General features: G+C 71.3%; 21 protein-coding genes and 1 pseudogene. 9 read left to right on the top strand and 13 right to left on the bottom strand.

Annotated features, from left to right (window positions below):
* The 4 genes from ACIA5C_RS13660 to ACIA5C_RS13645 all read left to right on the top strand — a co-directional run.
* Positions 1–1,142 (top strand): DUF6596 domain-containing protein (locus ACIA5C_RS13660; RefSeq protein WP_396054152.1); only part of this gene is annotated, 1,142 nt, incomplete at its 5' end.
* 148 nt (positions 1,143–1,290) lie between these two features.
* Entirely contained in the window at positions 1,291–3,210 is a 1,920-nt protein-coding gene (locus tag ACIA5C_RS13655; protein ID WP_396054150.1) for an alpha amylase C-terminal domain-containing protein, read from the top strand.
* A 44-nt stretch (positions 3,211–3,254) separates the two neighbouring features.
* The gene (locus ACIA5C_RS13650; protein ID WP_396054148.1) at positions 3,255–4,007 is read left to right on the top strand and encodes an ATP-binding protein; all 753 of its coding nucleotides are present in this window, start codon (positions 3,255–3,257) and stop codon (positions 4,005–4,007) included.
* Between the two features lie 175 nt (positions 4,008–4,182).
* The gene (locus ACIA5C_RS13645) at positions 4,183–5,064 is read left to right on the top strand and encodes an arginase family protein (protein ID WP_396054146.1); all 882 of its coding nucleotides are present in this window, start codon (positions 4,183–4,185) and stop codon (positions 5,062–5,064) included.
* A gap of 108 nt (positions 5,065–5,172) precedes the next feature.
* Here the strand turns inward: ACIA5C_RS13645 and ACIA5C_RS13640 are convergent, their stop codons facing one another.
* Both ACIA5C_RS13640 and ACIA5C_RS13635 read right to left on the bottom strand, forming a co-directional pair.
* A complete protein-coding gene (locus ACIA5C_RS13640) occupies positions 5,173–5,799 on the bottom strand; it encodes a hypothetical protein (RefSeq protein WP_396054144.1) in 627 nt (208 codons plus the stop codon).
* Between the two features lie 129 nt (positions 5,800–5,928).
* The gene (locus ACIA5C_RS13635) at positions 5,929–6,576 is read right to left on the bottom strand and encodes a LysE family translocator (RefSeq protein ID WP_396054142.1); all 648 of its coding nucleotides are present in this window, start codon (positions 6,574–6,576) and stop codon (positions 5,929–5,931) included.
* 233 nt (positions 6,577–6,809) lie between these two features.
* On the opposite strand from ACIA5C_RS13635, the gene ACIA5C_RS13630 reads away from it, so the two are divergent.
* Both ACIA5C_RS13630 and ACIA5C_RS13625 read left to right on the top strand, forming a co-directional pair.
* Positions 6,810–6,980 (top strand): hypothetical protein, encoded by a 171-nt coding sequence (locus tag ACIA5C_RS13630; protein ID WP_396054140.1) that lies wholly within the window; start codon positions 6,810–6,812, stop codon positions 6,978–6,980.
* A 386-nt stretch (positions 6,981–7,366) separates the two neighbouring features.
* The gene (locus tag ACIA5C_RS13625) at positions 7,367–8,773 is read left to right on the top strand and encodes a DUF885 family protein (protein ID WP_396054138.1); all 1,407 of its coding nucleotides are present in this window, start codon (positions 7,367–7,369) and stop codon (positions 8,771–8,773) included.
* Here ACIA5C_RS13625 and ACIA5C_RS13620 read toward each other — a convergent pair.
* The gene (locus tag ACIA5C_RS13620) at positions 8,768–9,181 is read right to left on the bottom strand and encodes a carboxymuconolactone decarboxylase family protein (protein ID WP_396054136.1); all 414 of its coding nucleotides are present in this window, start codon (positions 9,179–9,181) and stop codon (positions 8,768–8,770) included. The two genes, ACIA5C_RS13625 and ACIA5C_RS13620, sit on opposite strands and share 6 nt — an antisense overlap.
* Before the next feature lie 42 nt (positions 9,182–9,223).
* Between ACIA5C_RS13620 and ACIA5C_RS13615 the strand changes: the two genes are divergently transcribed.
* On the top strand, positions 9,224–9,640 hold the full coding sequence (locus tag ACIA5C_RS13615; RefSeq protein WP_396054134.1) for a PPOX class F420-dependent oxidoreductase: 417 nt from the start codon (positions 9,224–9,226) through the stop codon (positions 9,638–9,640).
* Here ACIA5C_RS13615 and ACIA5C_RS13610 read toward each other — a convergent pair.
* The 3 genes from ACIA5C_RS13610 to ACIA5C_RS13600 form a co-directional block, all read right to left on the bottom strand.
* The gene (locus ACIA5C_RS13610) at positions 9,635–9,814 is read right to left on the bottom strand and encodes a hypothetical protein (protein WP_396054132.1); all 180 of its coding nucleotides are present in this window, start codon (positions 9,812–9,814) and stop codon (positions 9,635–9,637) included. The genes ACIA5C_RS13615 and ACIA5C_RS13610 overlap by 6 nt on opposite strands.
* 248 nt (positions 9,815–10,062) lie before the next feature.
* Entirely contained in the window at positions 10,063–10,854 is a 792-nt protein-coding gene (locus ACIA5C_RS13605; protein WP_396054130.1) for an SAM-dependent methyltransferase, read from the bottom strand.
* A gap of 37 nt (positions 10,855–10,891) precedes the next feature.
* The gene (locus ACIA5C_RS13600) at positions 10,892–13,603 is read right to left on the bottom strand and encodes a DEAD/DEAH box helicase (RefSeq protein WP_396054128.1); all 2,712 of its coding nucleotides are present in this window, start codon (positions 13,601–13,603) and stop codon (positions 10,892–10,894) included.
* A gap of 56 nt (positions 13,604–13,659) precedes the next feature.
* Between ACIA5C_RS13600 and ACIA5C_RS13595 the strand changes: the two genes are divergently transcribed.
* A complete protein-coding gene (locus tag ACIA5C_RS13595; RefSeq protein WP_396054351.1) occupies positions 13,660–14,376 on the top strand; it encodes an HAD family hydrolase in 717 nt (238 codons plus the stop codon).
* 7 nt (positions 14,377–14,383) lie between these two features.
* Here the strand turns inward: ACIA5C_RS13595 and ACIA5C_RS13590 are convergent, their stop codons facing one another.
* From ACIA5C_RS13590 to ACIA5C_RS13560, 7 genes and pseudogenes are all read right to left on the bottom strand, one after another.
* Positions 14,384–14,599, bottom strand: a complete 216-nt coding sequence (locus ACIA5C_RS13590) for a hypothetical protein (RefSeq protein ID WP_396054126.1) — start codon at positions 14,597–14,599, stop codon at positions 14,384–14,386.
* A gap of 41 nt (positions 14,600–14,640) precedes the next feature.
* Positions 14,641–15,549 (bottom strand): diacylglycerol kinase family protein, encoded by a 909-nt coding sequence (locus ACIA5C_RS13585; protein ID WP_396054349.1) that lies wholly within the window; start codon positions 15,547–15,549, stop codon positions 14,641–14,643.
* A 951-nt stretch (positions 15,550–16,500) separates the two neighbouring features.
* Positions 16,501–17,490 (bottom strand): twin-arginine translocase subunit TatC, encoded by a 990-nt coding sequence (gene tatC, locus ACIA5C_RS13580; protein ID WP_396054124.1) that lies wholly within the window; start codon positions 17,488–17,490, stop codon positions 16,501–16,503.
* Positions 17,491–17,499: 9 nt separating this feature from the next.
* Positions 17,500–17,871, bottom strand: coding sequence for a Sec-independent protein translocase subunit TatA (gene tatA, locus ACIA5C_RS13575; RefSeq protein ID WP_396054122.1), 372 nt, complete (start codon positions 17,869–17,871; stop codon positions 17,500–17,502).
* 164 nt (positions 17,872–18,035) lie between these two features.
* Positions 18,036–18,275 carry a hypothetical protein gene (locus ACIA5C_RS13570; RefSeq protein WP_396054347.1) on the bottom strand — a complete coding sequence of 80 codons (240 nt, stop codon included), beginning with the start codon at positions 18,273–18,275 and terminating at the stop codon, positions 18,036–18,038.
* A gap of 13 nt (positions 18,276–18,288) precedes the next feature.
* A complete protein-coding gene (locus tag ACIA5C_RS13565) occupies positions 18,289–19,248 on the bottom strand; it encodes a helix-turn-helix transcriptional regulator (RefSeq protein ID WP_396054120.1) in 960 nt (319 codons plus the stop codon).
* Positions 19,249–19,394: 146 nt separating this feature from the next.
* Positions 19,395–20,348 (bottom strand): annotated as a pseudogene (locus tag ACIA5C_RS13560) (helix-turn-helix transcriptional regulator); the annotation flags it as partial.
* 127 nt (positions 20,349–20,475) lie between these two features.
* Between ACIA5C_RS13560 and ACIA5C_RS13555 the strand changes: the two are divergent.
* Positions 20,476–21,444, top strand: a complete 969-nt coding sequence (locus ACIA5C_RS13555; RefSeq protein WP_396054345.1) for a cation diffusion facilitator family transporter — start codon at positions 20,476–20,478, stop codon at positions 21,442–21,444.
* Positions 21,445–21,447 lie beyond the last annotated feature (3 nt).

Genomic DNA, 21,447 nt, shown 5'->3' with positions numbered 1-21,447 from the left:
AGGAGCACGACAGCGGCCCAGCCGGCGAGGAGCACGACAGCGGCCCAGCCGGCGAGGAGCACGACAGCGGCCCAGCCGGCGAGGAGCACGACAGCGGCCCAGCCGGCGAGGAGCACGACAGCAGGCCGAGCGGCAAAGACCACGAGGGCGCGGCGACCGGCGAGAAGCGCGACGGTCGGCCGGATCGCGGCGGGGACATCCCTGACGAGCGGTTGCGGCTGATCTTCACCTGCTGCCATCCGGCGCTTGCGCCGGCCGCCCGGGTCGCGCTTACGCTGCGCCTGCTCGGCGGGCTCGGCACGGCCGGGATCGCCCGCGCCTTCCTGGTGCCCGAGGCGACCATGGCGCAGCGTCTGAGCCGGGCCAAAAGCAAGATCCGCGACGCCGGGATCCCCTATCGGGTGCCGCGCGGCTCCGACCTTCCGGCCCGCCTGTCGGCGGTCCTGGCGGTGGTCTATCTGATCTTCACCGAGGGCTACACGGCGGCCTCCGGTGACTCACTCACCCGCGACGATCTCGCGGCCGAGGCCGTACGGCTGGGAAGACTGCTCGTGCTTCTCCTGCCGGACGAGTCCGAGCCCCGCGGCCTGCTGGCGCTCATGCTGCTGATCTCGGCGCGGCGCTCCGCGCGTACGGATGCGAAGGGTGACCTGGTCCGCTTGCCGGACCAGGACCGTACGCTCTGGAACCGCACCCTGATAGCGGAGGGTAAGTCCCTTCTTCGCGAATGCCTGCGCCGTAACCGCCCCGGCCCCTACCAGCTGCAAGCGGCGATCAACGCCGTCCACAGTGATGCCCGGCAAGCCGCCCACACCGATTGGCCGCAGATCGTCACCCTTTACGACCATCTGCTGGCTTTGACGCCCACCGCGATCGTCGCCCTGCATCGTGCGGTCGCGGTGGCCGAGGTCCGGGGCCCGGCGGCTGCGCTGGCCATCGTCGACGCCCTTCCCGGCCTCGAACGCCACTACATGTTCCACGCCGTCCGCGCCGACCTGCTGGCCCGCCTCGACCGCCCGGCCGATGCCGCCACCGCGTTCGAAACGGCCGGTGAATACACCGGAAATCCCGCCGAAAGGCGCTTCCTTGCCGGCCGCCGCGCGGCGATGAAAAGGCTGGGCGGCGGACCGCCACGGGGGTGAGACGGCCGCCGCCCAGCCCGGCGGTGAGAGGAATGCTTGGGCGCATCAGACACCGAAAGAATCGTTTACACAACAGCTCTGTCGCCAAAAGCGACACGAGTCGTTGATCTGCTACTGCGCGGTCACCGGCCGCTACTAACCTGGGACGATGCCAGCCTCACAGGAGCACGTCGGCCCCGGCACCGCGATGGGCGCCACCCTGCTGCCCGACGGGGTGGTGCTGCGCCTCTGGGCGCCGGGCGCCGAGCGGGTCCACGTCTGCTTCGACGAGAGCGAGGCCGTCGTCGACGACCTCGAGCTTCAGAGCGACGGTCACGGTCGGTGGTCAGGCTTCTGCCCGGGCGTACGCGCGGGAAGAAAGTACCGCTACTACGTGACCGGCACCGGCGGTGAGGGGTTCAAGCGCGACCCGCGCGCCCGCGAACTGGAGCTCTACGGCTACCCCGACTGCGACTCCCTGGTCGTCGACAACGCCGACTACCCGTGGCACGACGACGGCTGGACACCGCACGCCTTCGCCGACCTGATCGTCTACCAGTTCCACGTCGGCGTCTTCTCGGCCGTCGACGCGACCGGCCGCGACCGCCGTCCCCATCGGACGGCCAAGCTGCTCGACGCCGTCCAGCGCCTGCCCTATCTGGCCGGGCTCGGCGTGACCGCGGTGCAGCCGCTGCCCGTGGTCGAGTTCCAGGGCGAGTGGAGCCTCGGCTACAACGGCACCGACCTGTTCTCGCCCGAGATGGACTACTGCGTCGATCCGTCCGACCTGCCGCCCTACCTGGCCCGGGTCAACGCCCTGCTGGCCGCCCGCGGTGCCGGCCCCCTGAAACCGGAGCAGCTGGAAGGCCAGGCCAACCAGCTCAAGGCGTTCGTCGACATCTGCCACCTGCACGGCCTCGGCGTGATCTTCGACGTGGTCTACAACCACGCCGGCGGCGGCCTCGACCCGCAAAGCCTCGACTACATCGACCTGCCGGCCGACCCGGGACCCGGCAACAACGCCTACTTCTCGTCCGAAGGCTGGGCCGGCGGCCGCGTCTTCGCCTTCGACCGCGCGCCGGTGCGCGACTTCCTGATCGACAACGCGACCATGTTCCTCGACGAATACCACGCCGACGGCCTCCGCTTCGACGAGGTCACGGTCATCGACGCCATGGGCGGCTGGGGCTTCTGCCAGGAGCTGACGACGACGCTGCACCTCCGGAAACCCGCCGCCGCACTGATCGCCGAATACTGGGGCGAGTTCCGGTGGCTGGCCGTGCAGCGGCCGCCCGGCGGCATGGGGTTCGACCTCGGTTACGCCGACGGGATACGGGAGGCTGCTCGAGGCGTACTCGCAAAGGCCGCCGAAGGCGGCGCGCAACCGATCGGCATCGGCCGTCTGGCCGAAAGCCTGCGGCGCCCGCCGCACCTCGACCATGCCTGGCAGGCCTACAACTGCCTGGAAAACCACGACCTCGTCCTCGACATGGACGACCATCGGGCGCCGCGCATCGCGCGGCTCACCGATCCGGGCAACCCCCGGTCCTGGTACGCGCGGAGCCGCTCCCGCGTCGCGACGGCCCTGCTGCTGACCGCCCCCGGCACACCGATGCTGTTCATGGGCCAGGAGTTCCTCGAGGACAAACTGTGGTCCGACAGCCCCGGCCGCTCCGACCGTCTGATCTGGTGGGACGGCGCCCTGGGTCTGGACCGTACGATGGCCGACTTCCTGCGCTGCACCACCGACCTGATCGCCCTGCGTCGATCCCTGCCGGCGTTGCGGTCCGACTCGCTGGCCATCATCTCGGTCGACGAGGACAACCGGGTGGTCGCCTTCCAGCGCGACGACGTGGTGGTCGTCCTGACCTTGAGCGAGTCCACCCGGTACGACTACCGGCTCGGGTTCCCCCGGCCCGGCCGGTGGCGGGAAGCCTTCAACACCGACTACTACGACAACTTCCCCAACCCGTGGGTGGGCGGCAACGCCGGTTCGGTGGCCGCCTCCGGGCCGCCGATGCACGGGCTGGCCCAGTCGGCCACCTTGACTATCCCCGCCAACAGTCTGCTGGTCTTCACGCCGTCGTGATCGGCCCCGGTCCCCCGCGGCCGGCGATTGAGTACGGTTGCGGCATGGAAGCGGACGGACAGCTGCCGATCATCGCCGTGGCCAGCGGCAAGGGCGGCGTCGGCAAGTCGAGCGTCGCGGTCGCCATCGGGCGTTCGCTGGCCCGGCAGGGCCGCCGGGTCGGGCTGGTCGACGCCGACATCGCCGGACCGGACGTGCCGCGCATGCTCGGGCTGCGCCGCGACGTGCCGGCCCGGTCGGTCACTCTGGCCAGCTGGGCGCACGGCGGCCGGCGCGGTTCCGGGCTGGAAGCCATGGAGGTGGACGGCCTCAAGGTCGCGTCGGCGGGCTTCCTGATGGCCGGCGGCCAGGCGCTGGCCCTCGGCTCCGATCTCGGCGACCTCATGCTCGGCCGGCTGCTCAAGGAGACCAACTGGGGCGACGTCGAAGCCCTCGTCGTCGATCTGCCGCCCGGCATCGGCTTCACCCAGCAGGGCGTGCTGTCCGGCGCGGGACGGGTGACGACGATCCTGGTGGTGACCCCGGCCGAGGTGTCCCACCTGGACACCAGCCGCGCGCTCAGCACGCTGCGCGAGGTGCGCACCCCCGTGCTCGGCGGGGTGGAGAACATGGCGTACTTCGAGTGCCCCTGCTGCAGCGAGAAGACCGAGCTGCACGCGCCGGCCCCGCACGAGCGCACGATCTGGTCAGCCGGCGTCGAACGGCTCGCCCGCCTCCCGTTCCGCCCGGACGCGGCGATCAGCGACACCGATCTCGCCTCCGTCCTCGACGCCGTGGCGGTCCACATCCAGGGGTGATCCGCCGCCTGGGCCACGGCCGTGGCGAGGTCGTCGCGCTCGCCCCGCGCAAGAACCGGTGTCGTAAGAAGAGCCCCGGTAGAACGACCATGATCGAGACAACGATGCTTGTCGCTTGCTCGAACTTCCGCGCCGGCAGCATTATGTTCCGATGTCCTCGAGGTGGCCGGGTTCGGTGGATCTGATCGGAGTGTGCTTCGACGGTTCCGGACGGCCTTTGGGCCAAGCGCGGGCGGCCTCCGCCCTCCGCGAGGCGGGACTGGCCCGGACCCTGCCTGGCGCGGCCATGACGGTGGACGTCACCGCGCCCGAGCCCGACCCGGGTCGAGGCGCCGGCGGGTTCGCGAACGAGGCCGCGCTGCTGGTCATGGTCGACGGCGTCTACGAACGCGTCCGCGGCTCGCTCGTCGAGGACCGCTTCCCGCTGCTCTACGGCGGGGACTGCGCTGTCTTGCTCGGCGCTCTGCCTGCGCTGCGCGACCAGCAGGGCGTCGCCGGCCTGTTCTTCATCGACGCTCACGAAGACGCGACCACCATGGGGTCCTCGCCCGACGGCGAGGCCGCGAACATGGAGATCGCACTACTGCTCGGGCTTACCGGTCAGGACGCCCCCGAGTCGATGCGATGTCGCCTGCCCGCGCTCGACCCCGAGGCCATTGTCATGCTCGGTCAACGCGACGAGCGCTACCGTGAGACGATCGCGGTCGCCTCCGTCGCCGATCAAGTGCGCTTGTACGCCGCGCAGGAGGTGCACGGGCAGGCCGACCAGCTCGCCGACCAGGCCACTGTGCACCTCGATCGGACCACGCCCGGCTGGTGGGTCCACGTCGACCTCGATGTCGTACGAGGCGACGACTTCCCGGCCTGCGCCGCCGCGAGCGACCCGGCCACGCCCGGCGGGCTCAGCTGGGAAGAGCTCACGACCATCGTGCACCGGGCCCTGCGCAGCCCGAAGTGCCGAGGCCTGAGCGTGGGCGTCTACAACACCGACCTGGACCCGGACCGGCGGGCGGCCCAGCGCATCGTGCGGTTCCTCGGCGATCTCGCCGACCACTGACCCGAACTCCACCTCGCACCCCGTCCCGCGGGACAGTCCGGCAGCGCGACCGGCCGGGCCCGGCCCGCGGTCACCGCGGCGACGACATCGCCACCGGAAACAGCGAATTCAAAGGCGTCCGCGTACGTACGCAGCACCGCGAACCGCCCGTCCGGGCTGACCGCGCCGCCCGTGATCAACAGGCGCCCGCCGAACGTGAACGGGGGTGCTCGTGGTCGTCACCGGCAACGCCGGCCGCCGGTCAGCGGGCCGGCCGGCACGTAGACGCCGCCCGCTCACCGATTTGGTCACGATGACCGGAGTGCCCGAGGGGGCGAGCAGTAACGCCTCGGCGTCGTGCGCGCCGTCCGGGTAGGACAACCGGTACAGCACCGGCGCCTTCGCCCCAGGCGCGAGCCGCCACAGCGCGACCGTGCCGCGCTCGGCGTCGTTGTCGCCGATGTCCGCCACCCACAGCGTGCCGTCCCGGGCGATTCCCAGGTCCTCGGTGTCGCGCGGCCGCGACGGATAAGAGACGGTGCGTACCACCGCGCACTTGGCGTTCAGGTAGAAGATCTTCCGATGGCCGGCGAGGTCGGACCCGTCGTTGACCACGACGTACCCCGACCCCGTGGCGGCCAGCCCGGAAAGCTCGGTGAGCCGATCGTCTCGCACCTGGCACACGCGGCGCCGCTCGGCCGCCCCCGCCGGCAGCGCCACCACTCCGACCAGCACGACCGCCACCCACCACCGCATGGTCGCCACCGTGCCAGACACCGGCAACGCGAGTGCCCCACAGTGCCGCTGGCCGGGCCGGCGATGGAAATGGTCAGGGGTGCACGCTTAGCCGGCGAGACGCACGGTCATGCCGAAGTGAATGCGGCCTTATGGCCGCTCGACTGCGAGCCGGGTTCCGAACCCGATCATGGCAATGCCGGTCGTCGCGTCGAGGTAACGACGTACCAGTCTGCGCGCGAGGATCCGACGGACGCGGTGCATCACGGCCGTCAGGATAAGTAGATATGTCAAGGACAGCAGTGCATGGCTCACCGCGAACAGCATCAGCGGCAGCGCGCCCGCACCTGGCGTCAGGAACTGCGGTAGAACCGCCACGTAGAAAACGAGGACCTTCGGGTTGGTGATGTTCGACAGGAAGCCCTGACGCCACCCGCGCCGTGCAGTGTGCTGGACGGAGACTGAACCTGGCAGCTCGTACTTACCTCTCCACGCCGCCCGCAGCAATCGCAGGCCTAAGTACATCAAGTAGACGGCTCCCGCCCACCTCATAACGTCGAAGACGGGCTGTGCTCGCATTACCAGGGCGCCGAGTCCGAGCATGGCGGCGATGCCTTGGACGGCATTCGACGAGGCTACGCCCGCCGCTGACCACATCCCTCGGGAACGACCGCCAGACATGGTGTTCCCGACCACGACCGCAAAGTCAGGGCCGGGTATCAGCACCACTGCGAGGGCGAACACGATGTAAGTCGCATACGCGGTCCAGTTCACGGCATTCACGGTAATGGCGCTCACGGAAAGGCGCTGGCGAGAATCGGACATGGAGCTTCAGCAAAGATGAGGCTTCGGACCTTCACCGCGTCCCCTGCTCGATGTTCCGGCACCCCGGCATGCTGCGGGGGTGCTGTCAGATTAGTGATCCGATGATCGGAGCACCCTCCGCCGCCGCTGGCCGAGTCGGGTCCCCGGCGGCATTTTGTCGGTGTGCCGAGGAGTGCTTGGCCGCTGCGTGACCGATGATGGGGGGCATGTCGTTGCCGGGTCTGGACCCTGATGAGTATCCGCCGATTGATCCCGGCGAACGCGCGCCGGATGATGCGGGCGAGTTGCTGCCTGATACGCCGGACGAGCTGCCCGAAGCCCCCGTCGAGCCGCTACCGGATGACGGCGACGAGGGTGGCGTACGAGAGCCGGCGTAGCGCAGCAGGACGGCACTGTTGAGCCTGAGGACCCACCTCCATTTGGCCGCTTCGACCGGGGAAAAGACCTCGCCGGCATCGCGTCCGGCAGTTCGATGCGACGCTGCGGCACTACGAGCGCGCGGCGGAGAGCTACCGACGGCTGCAGGACCTGTACTAGCTGGCGGCGACGCTGAGCCGGACCCGCGACGTCTGCCAGGACGCCGGCCGCCCCGAGGGCGCGGTCACCGCCCGCTTGAATTTCGGCGACCCGTTGCCCCGCCCGCAACCGACAACCTAGGGTTGTCGCCAGCGGTTCCTGCCGCTCGACATCCTGGAGGAATTCTGGCAGCCCAGCAGGCGCTGGCCGAGCCGCCGAGCATCGCCGACGACGTGCCCGTCGCGCGATGACCGGGCTGCTCGATGACCTCGTCGCGCGCGAGTTGAGGCGTACGCCGGTGACCGCGGCCCGGCTGGGCGCCTCGACCCCGGACGCCGCCTTGCCCGACATGTCGGAAAAGGGAATCGGCCGCTCGGCCGCCGAGGATCGAGAGTGGATCGAGCGACTCAACGCGTTCGAGCCGGCGACCGCGGACGAGCGGTTCGACCGTGACCTGGCCGTCAGCGGGCTGCAGCACCGGCTGGTGCTCGACGATCTGGGGATGCACCGGCGGAGCCCGGAGCTCTACACGACACCGGTGCTGGCGGCGCTGCGGCTCGGCGTCCACCAGCAGGACTATCTCGATCAGGCGCCCGACCTGCTGCGGCACGGGCGGCGCAACCTCGACCCGTCGCTCACCGACCCGCAACTGCTGGTCCGGGCCGCGGCCCAGGCCAAGGCCGGCTCGGCGGCCTGCGAGCGGCTCGGCGGGTCGGCGGCGGCCCGGGCGTACGCGGAGTTCGCGGTCTTCCTCGGCGACCTCGCGGTCAGCGCGCACGGCGACCCGGCGATCGGCGAGGCCTCATACACCGCGTTGGTGCAGGTCGCGGCCGGTGACGGGTACGACGCGGCGTCGGTGCACGAGCTCGGGACGACCCGCGTACGGGAGATCCGGGAGCGGCTGTCGACGCTGCCGGTCTTCACCGACCAGCCGGCCCGCGACGGCGACCAGCTGCTCCAGTGGTACCGCGAGGAGACCGCACGGGCCCAGCGGTTCTGCGCCGACCACGACGTGATCACGCTGCCCGGCGACGAGGAGTGCGAGGTGGCGGCCACGCCGGCCGACAAACTCGCGTTGCTGCCGGTCGCGTCGTACGAACCGCCACCCCTGCTGAGCGGCGCCGGCACCGGCCGGTTCCTGGTGCCGCCGGCGCCGCAGCGGCGCTCCGGCCTGGCCACGGTCACCGTCCACGAGACCTATCCCGGGCACCACGCCCACTACAGCCGGATGAGCCGGCGGCCACTGCGCGTGCTGTTCACGACGCCGTTCTTCACCGAGGGGTGGGGCGTCTACGCTGAACAACTCGCCGGTGAGCTGGGCTATTACACCGGGCCGGGCGAGCTGCGGGGGCATCTCGTGGCCCTTCTCGTACGCGCGGCGCGCGCGGCCATCGACGCCGGCCTGCACACCGGCGCGATGACCCCGGGCGACGCCCGCACGTTCCTGAGCGGCGAGCTCAACCTGCCCGGGCGGTACGCGGACGCCGAGGTCAACCGGGCACTCGCGTACCCGTCGCAAGCCGCCGCCTATCTGATCGGCGCCACCGAGATCGCCGCGATCGTGGCCGCCGCAGGCGGGCCGAGCGCCCAGGTCCACGACCGTCTGACCGCGCTCGGTTCCCCTCCCCTGCCGTTGGCCCGGGCCGTTCTATAGCGCTCCCTCGACGGGGAGCAGGTCGCGCTCGGCGAAGACCTCCCTCGCGATCTTCGTGGCGTTGATCGCCCGGGGGAAGCCGCAGTAGCCCGCCGACTGCAGCAGCGCCTCGACGATCTCGACGGGTGTGACGCCGACGTTGAGGGCGACGCCGATGTGCAGGCGCAGTTCGGGCTCGCAGCCGCCCAGCGCGGTCAGCATGCCGATCGTGAACAGCTGCCGGTCGCGCGGCACCAGCTGCGGCCGGGAGTAGATCTCGCCGAAGCCCCACGCCGCAACCTGCCGGACCAGCTGCGGGGAGACGTCGCTCAGCGAGTCGATGAAGGGTTGCGCCTGTCCCCCGCTGACCTCGTTCATCAAGGCCATGCCGCGCTCGTAACGGGCCTGCCGCTCTTCGCTGTCAGTCATGGCGCTTGACTTTAACCGAGGTTGAAGGCGCAGCCTGTGACCATGTCCTTTACCGAGTCCGAGATCGCCTACCTCGATGAACAGACCCTGGGGCGCCTCGCCACGCTGCGGCCCGACGGCACCTTGCAGAACAGCCCGGTCGGGTTCCGCTACAACCGGGCCCTCGGCACCATCGACATCGGCGGTTTCAACCTGACCGCCAGCCGCAAATATCGCAACGTCGCGGCGACCGGGCAGGTCGCGTTCGTGGTCGACGACGTGCCGTCGCTCGACCCGTGGACGGTGCGCTGCCTGGAGATCCGCGGCACGGCCGAGGCGATCGAGAAGCCGTCCGACTCGGCCTACGGCAGTGAGGATCCGATCATCCGGGTCCGCGCCCGGCGGATCATCAGTTACGGCACCGAGGAGCAGGGCGTCGTTCCGGGGCGGATACGGCCCGACAACCGCAACGTCTCATGAGAACGCTGTGATGCGGTAGACCGGCTCCGGCCGGGCGCGGTCCTGATCGGGCAGCCCGGCCAGCGCCCGGTCGACGCCGTCGCCGGCCCAGGACACGCGGCCCGCGCGCACGAGGTCACGCCATTGGCAGGGTGACCGAGCCTGGCCGACGCCCGGGAAGGTGGCCTCCCCCACCGGCTGCATCCCCAGTAGGGACGCCACCCGTTCGAAGCGGTCGGTCGCATCGGTGCGGACCCGCCAGGCAGCTGTCGTTTCGGCCAGATCGCTGGGTGCGGCGAAATAGGCGGCCCCTTGTCGACGGTCGTGATCACGCGGCCGCCGGGTCTCAGGACGCGGACGGCCTCGGCCAGGGCCCGCGCCGAGCGGACCTCGTCGAGAAGGTGGAGCAGCCACACCGGACGCTGCCTCGCGGTCGTAGTCGATCACGGCTTGCGGGCGACGTACCCGAAGCAGGAGACGTCCTCGGCGGACGGCCGCGGCTGCTCCGCCTCGGTCTCGGCCCGCCAGTGGGCCACCGATATCAGGCCCGGCTCGACCGGCTCGAGGCCGTCGAAGAAGCGCACGAAGTCGGCGCCGTCCCGCGGCACGAACCGGCCGTCGGGGTTGGCCGCCTGCAGCTTCTCGACCACCTCGGCCGGATTGAACTCCCACGTCGCGTGGGTCGCGATGATGTAACTGCCGGACGGCAGGGCGTCGAGCAGCGTGTTCACGATGCCCTGCGGGTCTTCGTCGTCGCGGATGAAATGCAGCACCGCGACCAGCAGCAGGCCGACCGGCTCGGTGAAGTCGAGGGTCTTGGCGGCGTCGCGCAGAATGGTGCGCGGGTCACGCAGGTCGGCGTCGAGGTAGTCGACCGTGCCGCTGGGTGCGCTGGTGAGCAGGGCCCGGGCGTGGCTGAGCACGATCGGGTCGTTGTCCACGTACACGATCTTGGCCGTCCCATCGACGGCCTGGACCACCTCGTGGGTGTTTCCCGGTGCCGGGATGCCGGTGCCGATGTCGAGGAACTGCCGGATGCCCTGCCGGGCCAGGAACCGGGCCGCCCGGCCGAGGAAGCGGCGGTTCTCCATCGCCATCAGGCGGATCGTCGGCATCGCCGCCTCGACCGCGTCACCGTTGGCCCGGTCGGCGGCGAAGTTGTCCTTGCCGCCGAGCCAGTAGTTGTAGCGACGGGCCGGATGGGCCACCGTCGTGTCGAAGGATTCACTGGCCAACGCGAGCCCCGTTCTCGTCTTCGGACGGATCTCTACTCTAGAGCGCGGTCTGATATGCCAGTACCCCGCGGTTGACCGTGGCGATGGCCAGCCGGGCCGCATCGCGAACCGCGACCGAGGCAGCCGGCGCATCCTTGATCTGACCGAGCAGGTCGAGCACCTGACGAGCCCAGCGCACGAAGTCGCCGGCCGGCATGTCGGCGTCGTAGTTGTGGCCGCTGGAAAGCACCTTGGCCAGCGGTTCGCCGCGCGCCCAGCGGTACATCGGCCAGACGAACCCGGGGTCGGGCTCGCGGGTCAGGGTCAGCCCGTGCTCGCTCTCGTCGGACGCGATCTCGCCCCACAGCTTGGTGCAGGCGTCGACCGCCGAGGTGACCGGGCCCTTCGGCACCGAGGCCCGGTCGTCGCCCTCCCGGCGCGACTCGTAGAGCACCATGGACGCCGCGGCGGCCAGTTCGTCGGGGGCCAGGCCCTCCCAGATGCCCTGACGGAGGCACTCGGCGACCAGCAGGTCGGCCTCCGACCAGATGCGGCCCAGCATGCGCCCGGCCTCGGTGACCTCGCCGTCGCCGGCCAGATAACCCCGGTCGGTGAGCACCGCGCACACCTCGTCGAAGGTGCGGGCCAGCGAGCCGGTGCGCCCGGCCACCTTGTCGCGCAGCGCCTCGGTGTCGCGCTGCAGGCGGTGGCGGCGCTCGGCCCAGCGGGCGTGCTCCTCCCGGTCGGGACACGCGTGGCACGGGTGCTGCCGCAGCCGCACCTTGAGCAGCGCGATCTCGGCGTCCTCGCCCGGGTTGCCGCGGCCGCGCCGGCGGCCGCCGTGCCGGTCGAGGCCGGTGGCGCTGACCTGGGCGGCCAGGTCGCGGCGGGCGGCCGGCGAGCGGTGGTTGAAATGCTTGGGCACGCGGATGCGCTCGAGCACCTCGACCTCACCGGCGAAGTCGGCCGGGCTGACCCGGCCCGCCCAGCGGTCCTGAGTGAGCACGAGCGGGCGGGGTTCGCCGAAGCCGCCGGTCGCGCCCTCGAGCACCACGGCCAGGCCGGCCCGGCGGCCCTGCGGCACCCGGATGACGTCGCCGATGCGCAGACGCTCCAGCGAGGAGACGGCGGCTGCCCGGCGCTGGTTGGCGCCCTGCCGCACCATGGCCTTCTCCCGGTCGGCGATGGCGACGCGGATCGCGAAGTATTCGTCGAAGTCGCCGTGGTGGCAGGCCGCGTCCTGGGCGTACGTCTCCATCGTCTCGACGTTGCGCTGGACCTGCCGGGCCAGCCCGACGACCGACCGGTCGGCCTGGAACTGGGCGAACGACGACTCGAGCAGCTCACGGGACTTGTCCGGGCCGACCGTGCCGACCAGGTTGACCGCCATGTTGTAGGACGGGCGGAACGACGAGCGGAGCGGGTAGGTGCGGGTGGACGCGAGCCCGGCCACGTGCCGGGGGTCGACGTCGGGGCTCCACAGCACCACCGCGTGGCCCTCGACGTCGATGCCACGGCGCCCGGCCCGGCCGGTGAGCTGCGTGTATTCGCCCGGGGTGAGGTCGACGTGTGCCTCGCCGTTGAACTTGACCAGCCGTTCGAGCACGACGCAGCGGGCCGGCATGTTGATGCCCAGGGCCAGCGTCTCGGTCGCGAAGACCGCCTTGACCAGGCCCCGCACGAAGCACTCCTCGACCGCCTCCTTGAAGGCGGGCAGCATGCCGGCGTGGTGGGCGGCGAGGCCCCGCTCCAGCCCGTCGAGCCACTCCCAGTAGCCCAGCACCGACAGGTCTTCCCGAGGCACCGAGGCGACCTTGGCCTCGGCGATGCGCCGGATCTCGGCCCGCTCCTCGGAGTCGGTCAGCCGCAGCCCCGCGTTGAGGCACTGCTGGACGGCCGCGTCGCAGCCGGCCCGGCTGAAGATGAACAGGATCGCCGGCAGCAGGCCACCCCGCTCCAGCCGGTCGATCACCTCGGCCCGCGGCGGCGGCTGCCAGCGGCGGCCGCGACCGCCCGTCATCTCGGTCCGGCGGAACATCTCGCGGCCGTAGCGCAGCAGTTCAGGGTGCACATCGTGCTTCCGGGCCGCGTCGGCGTCGTGGAACAGGTCGAACATGCGCTTGCCGACCAGCATGTGCTGCCAGAGCGGGACCGGCCGGTGCTCGCTGACCACGACCTCGGTCTCGCCGCGCACGGTCACCAGCCAGTCGGCGAACTCCTCGTAGTTGCTGACCGTGGCCGACAGCGAGATCAGGGTCACCGAAGCCGGGAGGTGGATGATCACCTCTTCCCAGACCGCGCCGCGGAACCGGTCGGCGAGGTAATGCACCTCGTCCATCACCACGTAGGCCAGGTTTTTCAGCGAGGCCGAGCCGGCGTAGAGCATGTTGCGCAGCACCTCGGTGGTCATCACGATCACCGGTGCGTCGCCGTTGATGGCGTTGTCGCCCGTCAGCAGGCCGACCTTGTCACTGCCGTAACGCTCGACCAGATCGTGGTACTTCTGATTGGACAGCGCCTTGATCGGCGTCGTGTAGAAGCACTTACGCTCGCCGGCCCGCAGCGCCAGGTGCACCGCGAACTCGCCGACCACCGTCTTGCCGGCCCCGGTCGGCGCGCACACCAGCACACCGCTGCCCCGCTCGAGGGACTCGCAGGCCGACCGCTGGAAGTCGTCGAGGTCGAACCCGACGTCGACCATGAAGTCCTCGAGGGCCGGAAACGCCGCCCGCCGTTTCGATGCCGCATATTTCTCGGCGGGACTAGTCATGCCCGCAAGGTTAGTTCGTGGGTGTGACAACTGGCAGCACACGGGCGGTGGGTAAGGTGCACGGCGTGCCGGATGTCTCGTCTCGCCCTGTGGATGCCGTGCTGTTCGACTTCCACGGCACCCTGGCCCAGGTGGAAGATCCGGTGGCCTGGGTTCTCGCCGCGGCCGGGGCCTGCGGGCACGACCTCGACCGGGCCAAGGCGACGGTCCTGGCCGACCGGCTGGTGACGGCCGGGCGCGCGGGCGGACCGCTGCCCCACCGCGTACCCCCGCACCTGGCCGAACACTGGGCCGAGCGAGATCTCTACGCGCACGCCCACCGGGCCGCCTACACGGGTCTGGCGGCCACCGTGCCGACCGAGGTCGAGGGCCTGGCCGATGCGCTCTACGACCGGCTGCTGGGCCCGGCCGGCTGGCTACCGTACGCCGACACCGAGGAAACGCTGCGCAGCCTGCACGGCTCGGGCGTCAAGGTCGGCGTGGTCAGCAACGTCGGCTTCGACATCCGCCCGCACTTCGCGGCATGGGGCTTCGACGCCCTGGTCGACGCGTTCGCGCTGAGCTTCGAGGTCGGCCGCACCAAGCCCGACCCGGCGATCTTCCTGCGCGCCTGCGGCATGCTCGGCGTCGACCCCGAAAACACGCTGATGGTCGGCGACTCGCAGGCCGACGCGGGTGCGGTGCAGGCCGGCTGCGCGGCCCTGGTGCTGCCTGCGGCAGGCCCCGGCCGCCCCAACGGCCTCAGCGCGACACTCGCGCTGACCTCCCGCTGAAGCTGTTTCAGGCGTACGCGTCGAGCGCGACGCCCCGGCGGACACCCTTGGGCTTCGTCACGGACGCCTCGACCTTGACCACCGGCGTAGCCTCGGTGCGCTCGGTCTGCGCCGGCGTCTTGGCGGCCGTCTCGTCTCCGGCGGGGACCGCGGCCTCGGCCAGGCCCTTGAACGTCGAGCGGGTCGTCGCGAGGGCGTTGGTGGCGAGCGAGCTCAGATTCATGCCTTCCCGTTCGGCCGGCCCCGGGGAAACTGACCTCGAAGCTACCGGAGCAACCGAACCGCACCCGGCACGCACGTGACCTCCAGCGGCAGCGGCCCGATCCGCTCCCCGTCCGCGTACCCGATGATCCCGTCGGCGTGCAGCCTCACCTGCCGCGCCCGGTAGGTGGTCACCCGCGGGTCGGTGACGTGCGTCCCGCGCCGCAGCCGCGGCTTGAGCCGGGCCAGCGCCGCCCGCCCGAGCGGAGCCGCGACGATCACGTCGAGCAGCCCGTCGGCCGGGTCAGCGTCCGGCACGATCCGCATCCCCCCGCCGTAGCTGGCGCAGTTACCCACCGCAACCAGCGTCCCTTCAAAGCTGCGGTCAGCCCCGTCCAGTTCCAGCCCGTAGATTCGCGGCCGCACCCGGGCCATCTCAAGCAGAATCGCCACGTCATAGCGCCGCGGCCCGCGCGGCCACCGCATCCGGTTGGCCCGCTCGTTGACAATCGCGTCGAACCCGGCCGCCAGAACCGCCCCGAACCACCGCACTTCCCCGTCGGTCCCCACCGCCCGGGCAAGATCAAGGGCGACGTGCCGCCCCTCACGCAGAGCGTCCGAGATCGCGGTGGCTGCCGCCACCGGCTCCGGCGGTACGCCCGTGCAGGCCGCAAAATCGTTCCCGGTCCCCGCCGGCACCACCCCGAAGCCGACCGGCTGCTCAGCAACCGCCTGCAACCCTTGGTGAACGGTCCCGTCCCCACCCACGGCGACGAGGGCGGCCACCCCTTCACCAACGGCCCGCCGACAGGCCTTCTCGGCTTCCTCACCACTGGACGCCTCCAGCACCCGCACCCCCCGCCCCGACTCCCGGAGCGCAGCCAGCACCGCAGGCAGCAACGCACGGCGCCGCCCCCGCCCCGCCGAGGGGTTGGCAAGCACCGCAATGTCGTCGCTGGTCACAGCGCGCAGGCTACCGGCCCGTTCACCCCCGTAACACCTGTTACGCGCCTCCGGTCACCACCGCTGAGCACGCCGGCCGAGGCAGCCCGCCACGTCCCCCGCCTCCATCTGCCCGCCCACGGGCGCGTGGCGGCCGCGCTGCGTGCATCGGCAAGGTTCAGGCGGCCAAACCGGCGGCACAGGGCGGCCGCCTGGTGTGGCGACCGCCATGAGTCCTCGCTGCGTCGTAGGCGCGGCACACGCAGCAGGCGCAGTCGGCGACGCAGGACACGGCCAGCACGGCACGCGCAGAACTGCGGCAGGCACGACACATGCGGCCGCAGTGGCGGGCGCCGCACACGCGCCGTTGCACTTGCTGGGCAGCGCGAACCACTTGCTCGCGCAACACACGCGGCGAGCGCGGCGGACGCCGCACACACGGCAGCCGTAGCGGAGGCGGGTGCGGCAAACGCGGTCGGCGGAGCACAGGCGGCAGGGGCAGCGGCCCCGCACATGCAGCGGGTGCGGGCGGCGCGGACCCCTACTGGCGCAGTACACGCGGCGAGCGCAGCGGGCGCCGCACATACCGCAGGCGCAGCGGAGGCGGCGGGTGCGGCACACGCGGCAGGCGCAGCGGGCGGACATCCAGCAAACGCAGGAGGCACGGTCACCGCGAACGGCCCGGTCACCGCGAACGGCCCGGTCACCGCGAACGGCCCGGTCACCGCGAACGGCCCGGTCACCGCGAGCGGCCCGGTCACCGCGAGCGGCCCGGTCACCGCGAGCGGCCCGGTCACCGCGAGCGGCCCGGTCACCGCGAGCGGCACGGTCAGTGCCAGAAACCGTGCAGGCCCAGCGGGCGTGGGCGGCGTGGCGGGCACGGCACGCGGGTCGGGGCGGGTGGGGGATTTCGGAAATAAACAGGGCGGCCGTGTCCCGGAGTTCGGGCCACGGCCGCAGCTGTCAGCTTGTGCGCGTAGGTCAGGTCATGTCGTCGAAGCGGTTGTCCAAGGGCCTCGGGCGCTCGACCGGGGTCGGGCCGTCGATGGTGCCTGGGCCGCTGACCGGGGTCGGCGGCTCGATCGGGTCGGCGGCGCCTACCGATACGCGTTCGTCGGCCAGCGGGGAGATCTGGTCGTCGTCGAGGCCGGCGTACATCTCCTTGCCGCGGCCCTTGCGCCGGTCGTTGAGCCAGGCCACGCCGACCGCTATGAAGTAGAGCAGGGACATCGCGGCGGCCAGGGCGGTCATGCCGAACGGACCCGGGTCGGGTGTGGCGATTGCGGCGAAGGCGAAGCAGAGGAACACGACGACGCGCCACCAGCTGAGCAGCTTGCGCGCGCTGAGCACACCGGTGAAGTTGAGCATCATCAGCAGCAGCGGGAACTCGAAACCGCAGCCGAACAGCAGGATCATGTTCGTCACGAAGCTCAGATAGGCCGAGACCTCGAGTTTCGTGGGTTGCCCCAGCACACCGGCGTCCATGATCCACGGCAGGCTGTGGAAGATCATGAAGTAGGCGAGGGAGCCGCCGCCGATGAACAGCGGGGCGGCGATGCCGGCGAAGATGTACGCCCACTTGCGCTCGTGCCGGTGCAGGCCCGGGGCGACGAACGCCCACAACTGGTAGAGCCAGACCGGCGAGCCCAGGAACAGCCCCACCCACAGCGCGACCTTCAGGCGGACGACGAGCGGGTCACCCACACCGAGGACGACGAAGTCGCAGTACCTCGTGCCGTTCGGCCGCACCCCCTGCGACGAGGGCAGCGTGCAGTACGGCTTCGACAGAATGTCGAACACGCCCTTGGACACGATGAAGCCGACGATCAGGCCGACGACCAGCCCGATGGCCGCGATGAACAGCCGGCTCCGCAGCTCACGGACGTGGTCCATCAGCGACATGGAGCCGTCGGAAGCACGCTCGAACTGACTCGGCTGCTTCTCCGTGCGACGGCTGAGGCTCAGTGCCATGACACCAGGTCAGCGGTCGTTGGCGCGGGGAGCGGCGGTCGGGTCCGCGTATTGCTGCGCCGGCGGCTGCTGCTGGTATTGCGGCGCGGGCGGCTGCTGCGGCTGCGGCGGCTGCTGCTGGTATTGCGGCGCCGGCTGCTGCTGCTGGTAAGGCTGCTGCGGGTAGGCCTGGACCTCACCGTTGAGCGGCTCCCGGCCGTGCTGGGCGTCGGCCTTCTCGGCGACGTTGTTGTCATCGTTGATCAGGCCCTGGGTCTCGGCCTTGATGATCCGCAAGGAACGGCCGAGCGACCGCGCCGCGTCCGGCAGCCGCTTGGCGCCGAAGAGCAGCACGAGGACTACCACGATGAGGATGATGTGCCATGGCCTAAGGCCGCCCATGGGAGTGCTCCAGTCGGTCGGATCAGGTGTGCGGGGTCCATCGTACGTGTCAATTCGGCCGGAGCGACCAGCCGGACCCGCTCGATTTACGCCCATCTCCCGAAGTCTTGGACAACGAGGCTCGAACGGCGCACGTTACCTGCCGTTCACATCCGGTGTAAAGGTCACTTCTCGGCGCTGAGGGCGGCCAGGCGATCTTGCAGTTCCTCGGTGCGTTGCTGCAGGCGGGCCAGCGTCTGCTCGAGTTCGGCGGCGCCCTGCTGGAGCTTCGCCGCGTCGGCCTGGCGCCGCTGCAACTTGACCGCGGCGCGCCGGAGACCGCCGAGCTGACCGAGCAGCTTGGCGCCGGCGACGGCCAGCGCGATCAGGGCGACCACGACCGCGGCGATCCAGATCCAGAGCATCACGCCCGCCACCCTAGCGGGTCGGCGTCGCGTACTGGTCGAGCGCGGCCGTCGCCTGGGCGCGGATGCGCTCGATCAGCTCGGGCGGCCCGAGCACGGTCACGTCGGGGCCCATGCCGAGCAGCAGCCGCCGGGCCCAGCCCAGGTCGGTGACCCGCATGGTGACCACCCACTCGTCGCCTGTGCGCCGCACCTCCTCGACCGGGTAGTACTCGGTGATCCACCGGCTGCGCCGGCCGACCCGCAGGGTGACCAGCGGCAGTTCGGCGCCGGGGGTGAAGACGCCGGCACTGACGTCGTGCGGCACCGCCTCGACCGGTGGCCGGGCCGGCTCCCCGAGTTCGGTGAAGTCGTCGATGCGGTCGACCCGGAACATCCGGGTCGCCTCGGCCCGGCGGCACCAGGCCTCCAGGTACGCCTTGCCGCCGACCATCAGCATCCGCATCGGGTCGACGACCCGCTCGGTGGTCTCGTCGCGGGTGGCCGTGTAGTAGGTCAGGTGCAGCGCATGCCCGCTGTCGACCGCGGCCCGCAGCCGGTCGAGGCGTTCCGCGTTGGCCGGCAGCCGCACCGCGACCGGGGCGCCGGCCAGGTCGCCCGCCGCGCTCTCGATCTTGGCGAGGGCCCGCTCGATGGCGTCGCGGTTGCCCGCGCCCGGCGTCTCGGCGAGCATCCGCAGGGCCACCACCAGGGCGAGCGCCTCGTCGGGGGTGAGGCGCAGCGGCCGGTCGATGCCGGCGTCGTGGCTGATCGTGACCCGGTCGCCGTCGAGCGCCATGTCGATCAGGTCGCCGGGGCCGTAGCCGGGCAGCCCGCACACCCACAGCAGTTCGAGGTCTTCGCGCAGCTGGCGTTCGCTGACCCCGAGGTCGGCGGCCGCCTCGGCGACCAGGATGCCGGGCCGGGCCAGCAGGTAGGGCACGAGGTTGAGCAGCCGGCCGAGCCGGTCGACGGACTGCCGCGGCCCGGTCACGACGCTACCGCCGGGGCCGCACCCGTCCGGCCGTCCGCCGGGGCCGCACCCGTGGGGCCATCGGCCGCTGCCGCACCCGTCCGGCCGTCGGCGGGCGCGTCCGCGGGCCGACCGGCGCCGACACCGGCCGGGGTCGCGCGCTCCAGCTGCGTCACGACCTCCTTGAGGCGCTGGATCACGGCGTCGCGGACCTCGGGCGGCCCCTCGACACGCACGTCGGCGCCGTATCCCACGATCTGTTCGGCCATGAACTCGGCATCCGCGTACGGAAGGGTCAGCGTGTCGCCGTCGGCCGACGTCGCCCATCGGCGCAACCCGGCCGCCCGGCCGGGACGGACGGTCACGGTCGCTCTTCCCGTACGCTGCGCCGGCGGGCCCGACCACCGCGCGACGTGGCTGATCAGGTCGGCGTTCTCCGGCGGGGTGAACGCGCCGGGCCGGCCGGCCGGGCGCACGTCGCCGACGATGCGCGAGAGCCGGAAGCAGCGGGTGGCGCCGCGGTCGCGGTCGTGACCGACCACGTACCACCGGCCGCGCCAGCAGACGACGCCCCACGGCTCGAGGCGCCGGGTCGAGGCGTCGTCGACCTCGGGCGCCCGGTAGGCGAAGGTGACCGCCCGGCGGTCGCGGGCCGCGTTGGTCAGCGGGGCGAACGCCGGGTCGACCGCGACGACCGGTTCGACGCCGAGCGTGGCCTGGGGGTCGACCTCGACCCCGGCCGCGCGGAGTTTGGCCAGGCCGGACGAGGCGGCCGCGGCGAGGCCGGCGTGCTGCCAGAGACGGGCCGCGATGCCGACCGCGGCGGCTTCGTCGGGCTCCAGGATGATGTCGGGCAGCGCGTATTCGCGGGGGGCGATGCGGTAGCCCGGCTCCTGGTCGAAGACGCTGTCGGTGCCGGTCTCCAGGGGAACGCCCAGCTCACGCAGCTCGGCCTTGTCGCGCTCGAACTTGCGCTGGAAGGCCTCGTGGTCCTTCGGGTCCTCGGGGTCGTGCTCGTAACCGGGGACGGTCGCGGCGATCTGCGCGGCGGTGAGGAACCGTCGTGTGGACAGCAGGCAGATCACCAGGTTCACCAGGCGCTCGGTGCGGGTCCGCGACACGAGACGCAACGCTAGCAGCCTGGACGCCGAGACGGTTATTCATAACCGGCCGGGGAATGGATGGGCGGTGAGCACGCAAGAGGACGAAGAGACCCCCATCGGCCTAGCCGCCGCCGAGCCCCTGGACATCCCGGACGCACCCGGCGAAGAGGGCGAAAGCGACAGCGTCGGCACGGTAATCCTGGCCGGCGGCGCCAATCTGCTCATCGCGGTGGCCAAGATGGCAGCCGGCCTGTTCTCCGGATCGGCCGCGATGCTGTCCGAGGCCGCGCACTCGCTGGCCGACACGGTCACCGAGGTCTTCCTGTTCGTGGCGCTGCGCCGGGGCCACAAGCCGGCCGACGAGGCTCACCCGTTCGGGTACGGCAAGGAGAGTTTCGTCTGGGCGTTCATCGCCTCGCTGTTCACCTTCGTCGGCGGCGCCGGCTTCTCGATCTACCACGGGGTCACGACCATCGTGCACGGCGAGGAGATCGGCAGCTTCCTCTGGTCGTACATCGTGCTGGCGGTCTCGTTCGTCGCCGAGGGCACGTCGTTCCTGCGTGCGAAACGCCAGGTCGCCGGGGAATCGCGGCGGTGGGGCATCACCCCGCTGCGGTTCCTGCGGCTGACACCGGACACCACGGTCAAGGCGGTCTACTTCGAGGACTCGGCCGCCCTGGTCGGCCTGGTCGCGGCCGGCCTGGGCCTGCTGCTGTCCGAGCTGACCGGCAGCGACGTCTGGGACGGCCTGGCCTCGGTGGTGATCGGCCTGCTGCTCTTCGTCGTCGCCGGCATCCTGGCCCGCAGCAACGTGTCGCTGCTGGTAGGCCGGGCGGTGCCCCGGCGGATGCACAACCAGATCGCCCAGGACCTCAACGAGATCCCGATCGTGGTCGCCGTCCCGACCCTGTTGACCATGCAGCTCGGCCCGGGCGACATCCTGGTCGCGGCCAAGGTCGACTTCGACGACGAGGTCACCGGAGCCGAGATCGAGGCGGCGTCGGACGACGCCGAGCGGCGGCTGCGGGGCCGCTACCCGGCGATCCGCTACGTCTTCCTCGACCCGACGCGCGGCAACACCGGTCGCAGCCACATCGACGGCGGCGTCGAGTAACCT

Origin of the sequence: Actinoplanes sp. NPDC051343, from assembly GCF_044455125.1 — a bacterium.
In the GTDB taxonomy this organism is placed as follows: Bacteria; Actinomycetota; Actinomycetes; order Mycobacteriales; family Micromonosporaceae; genus Actinoplanes.
Note: the sequence above shows the minus strand (reverse complement) of the source record. Positions and strands in the feature narration are given on the sequence as shown.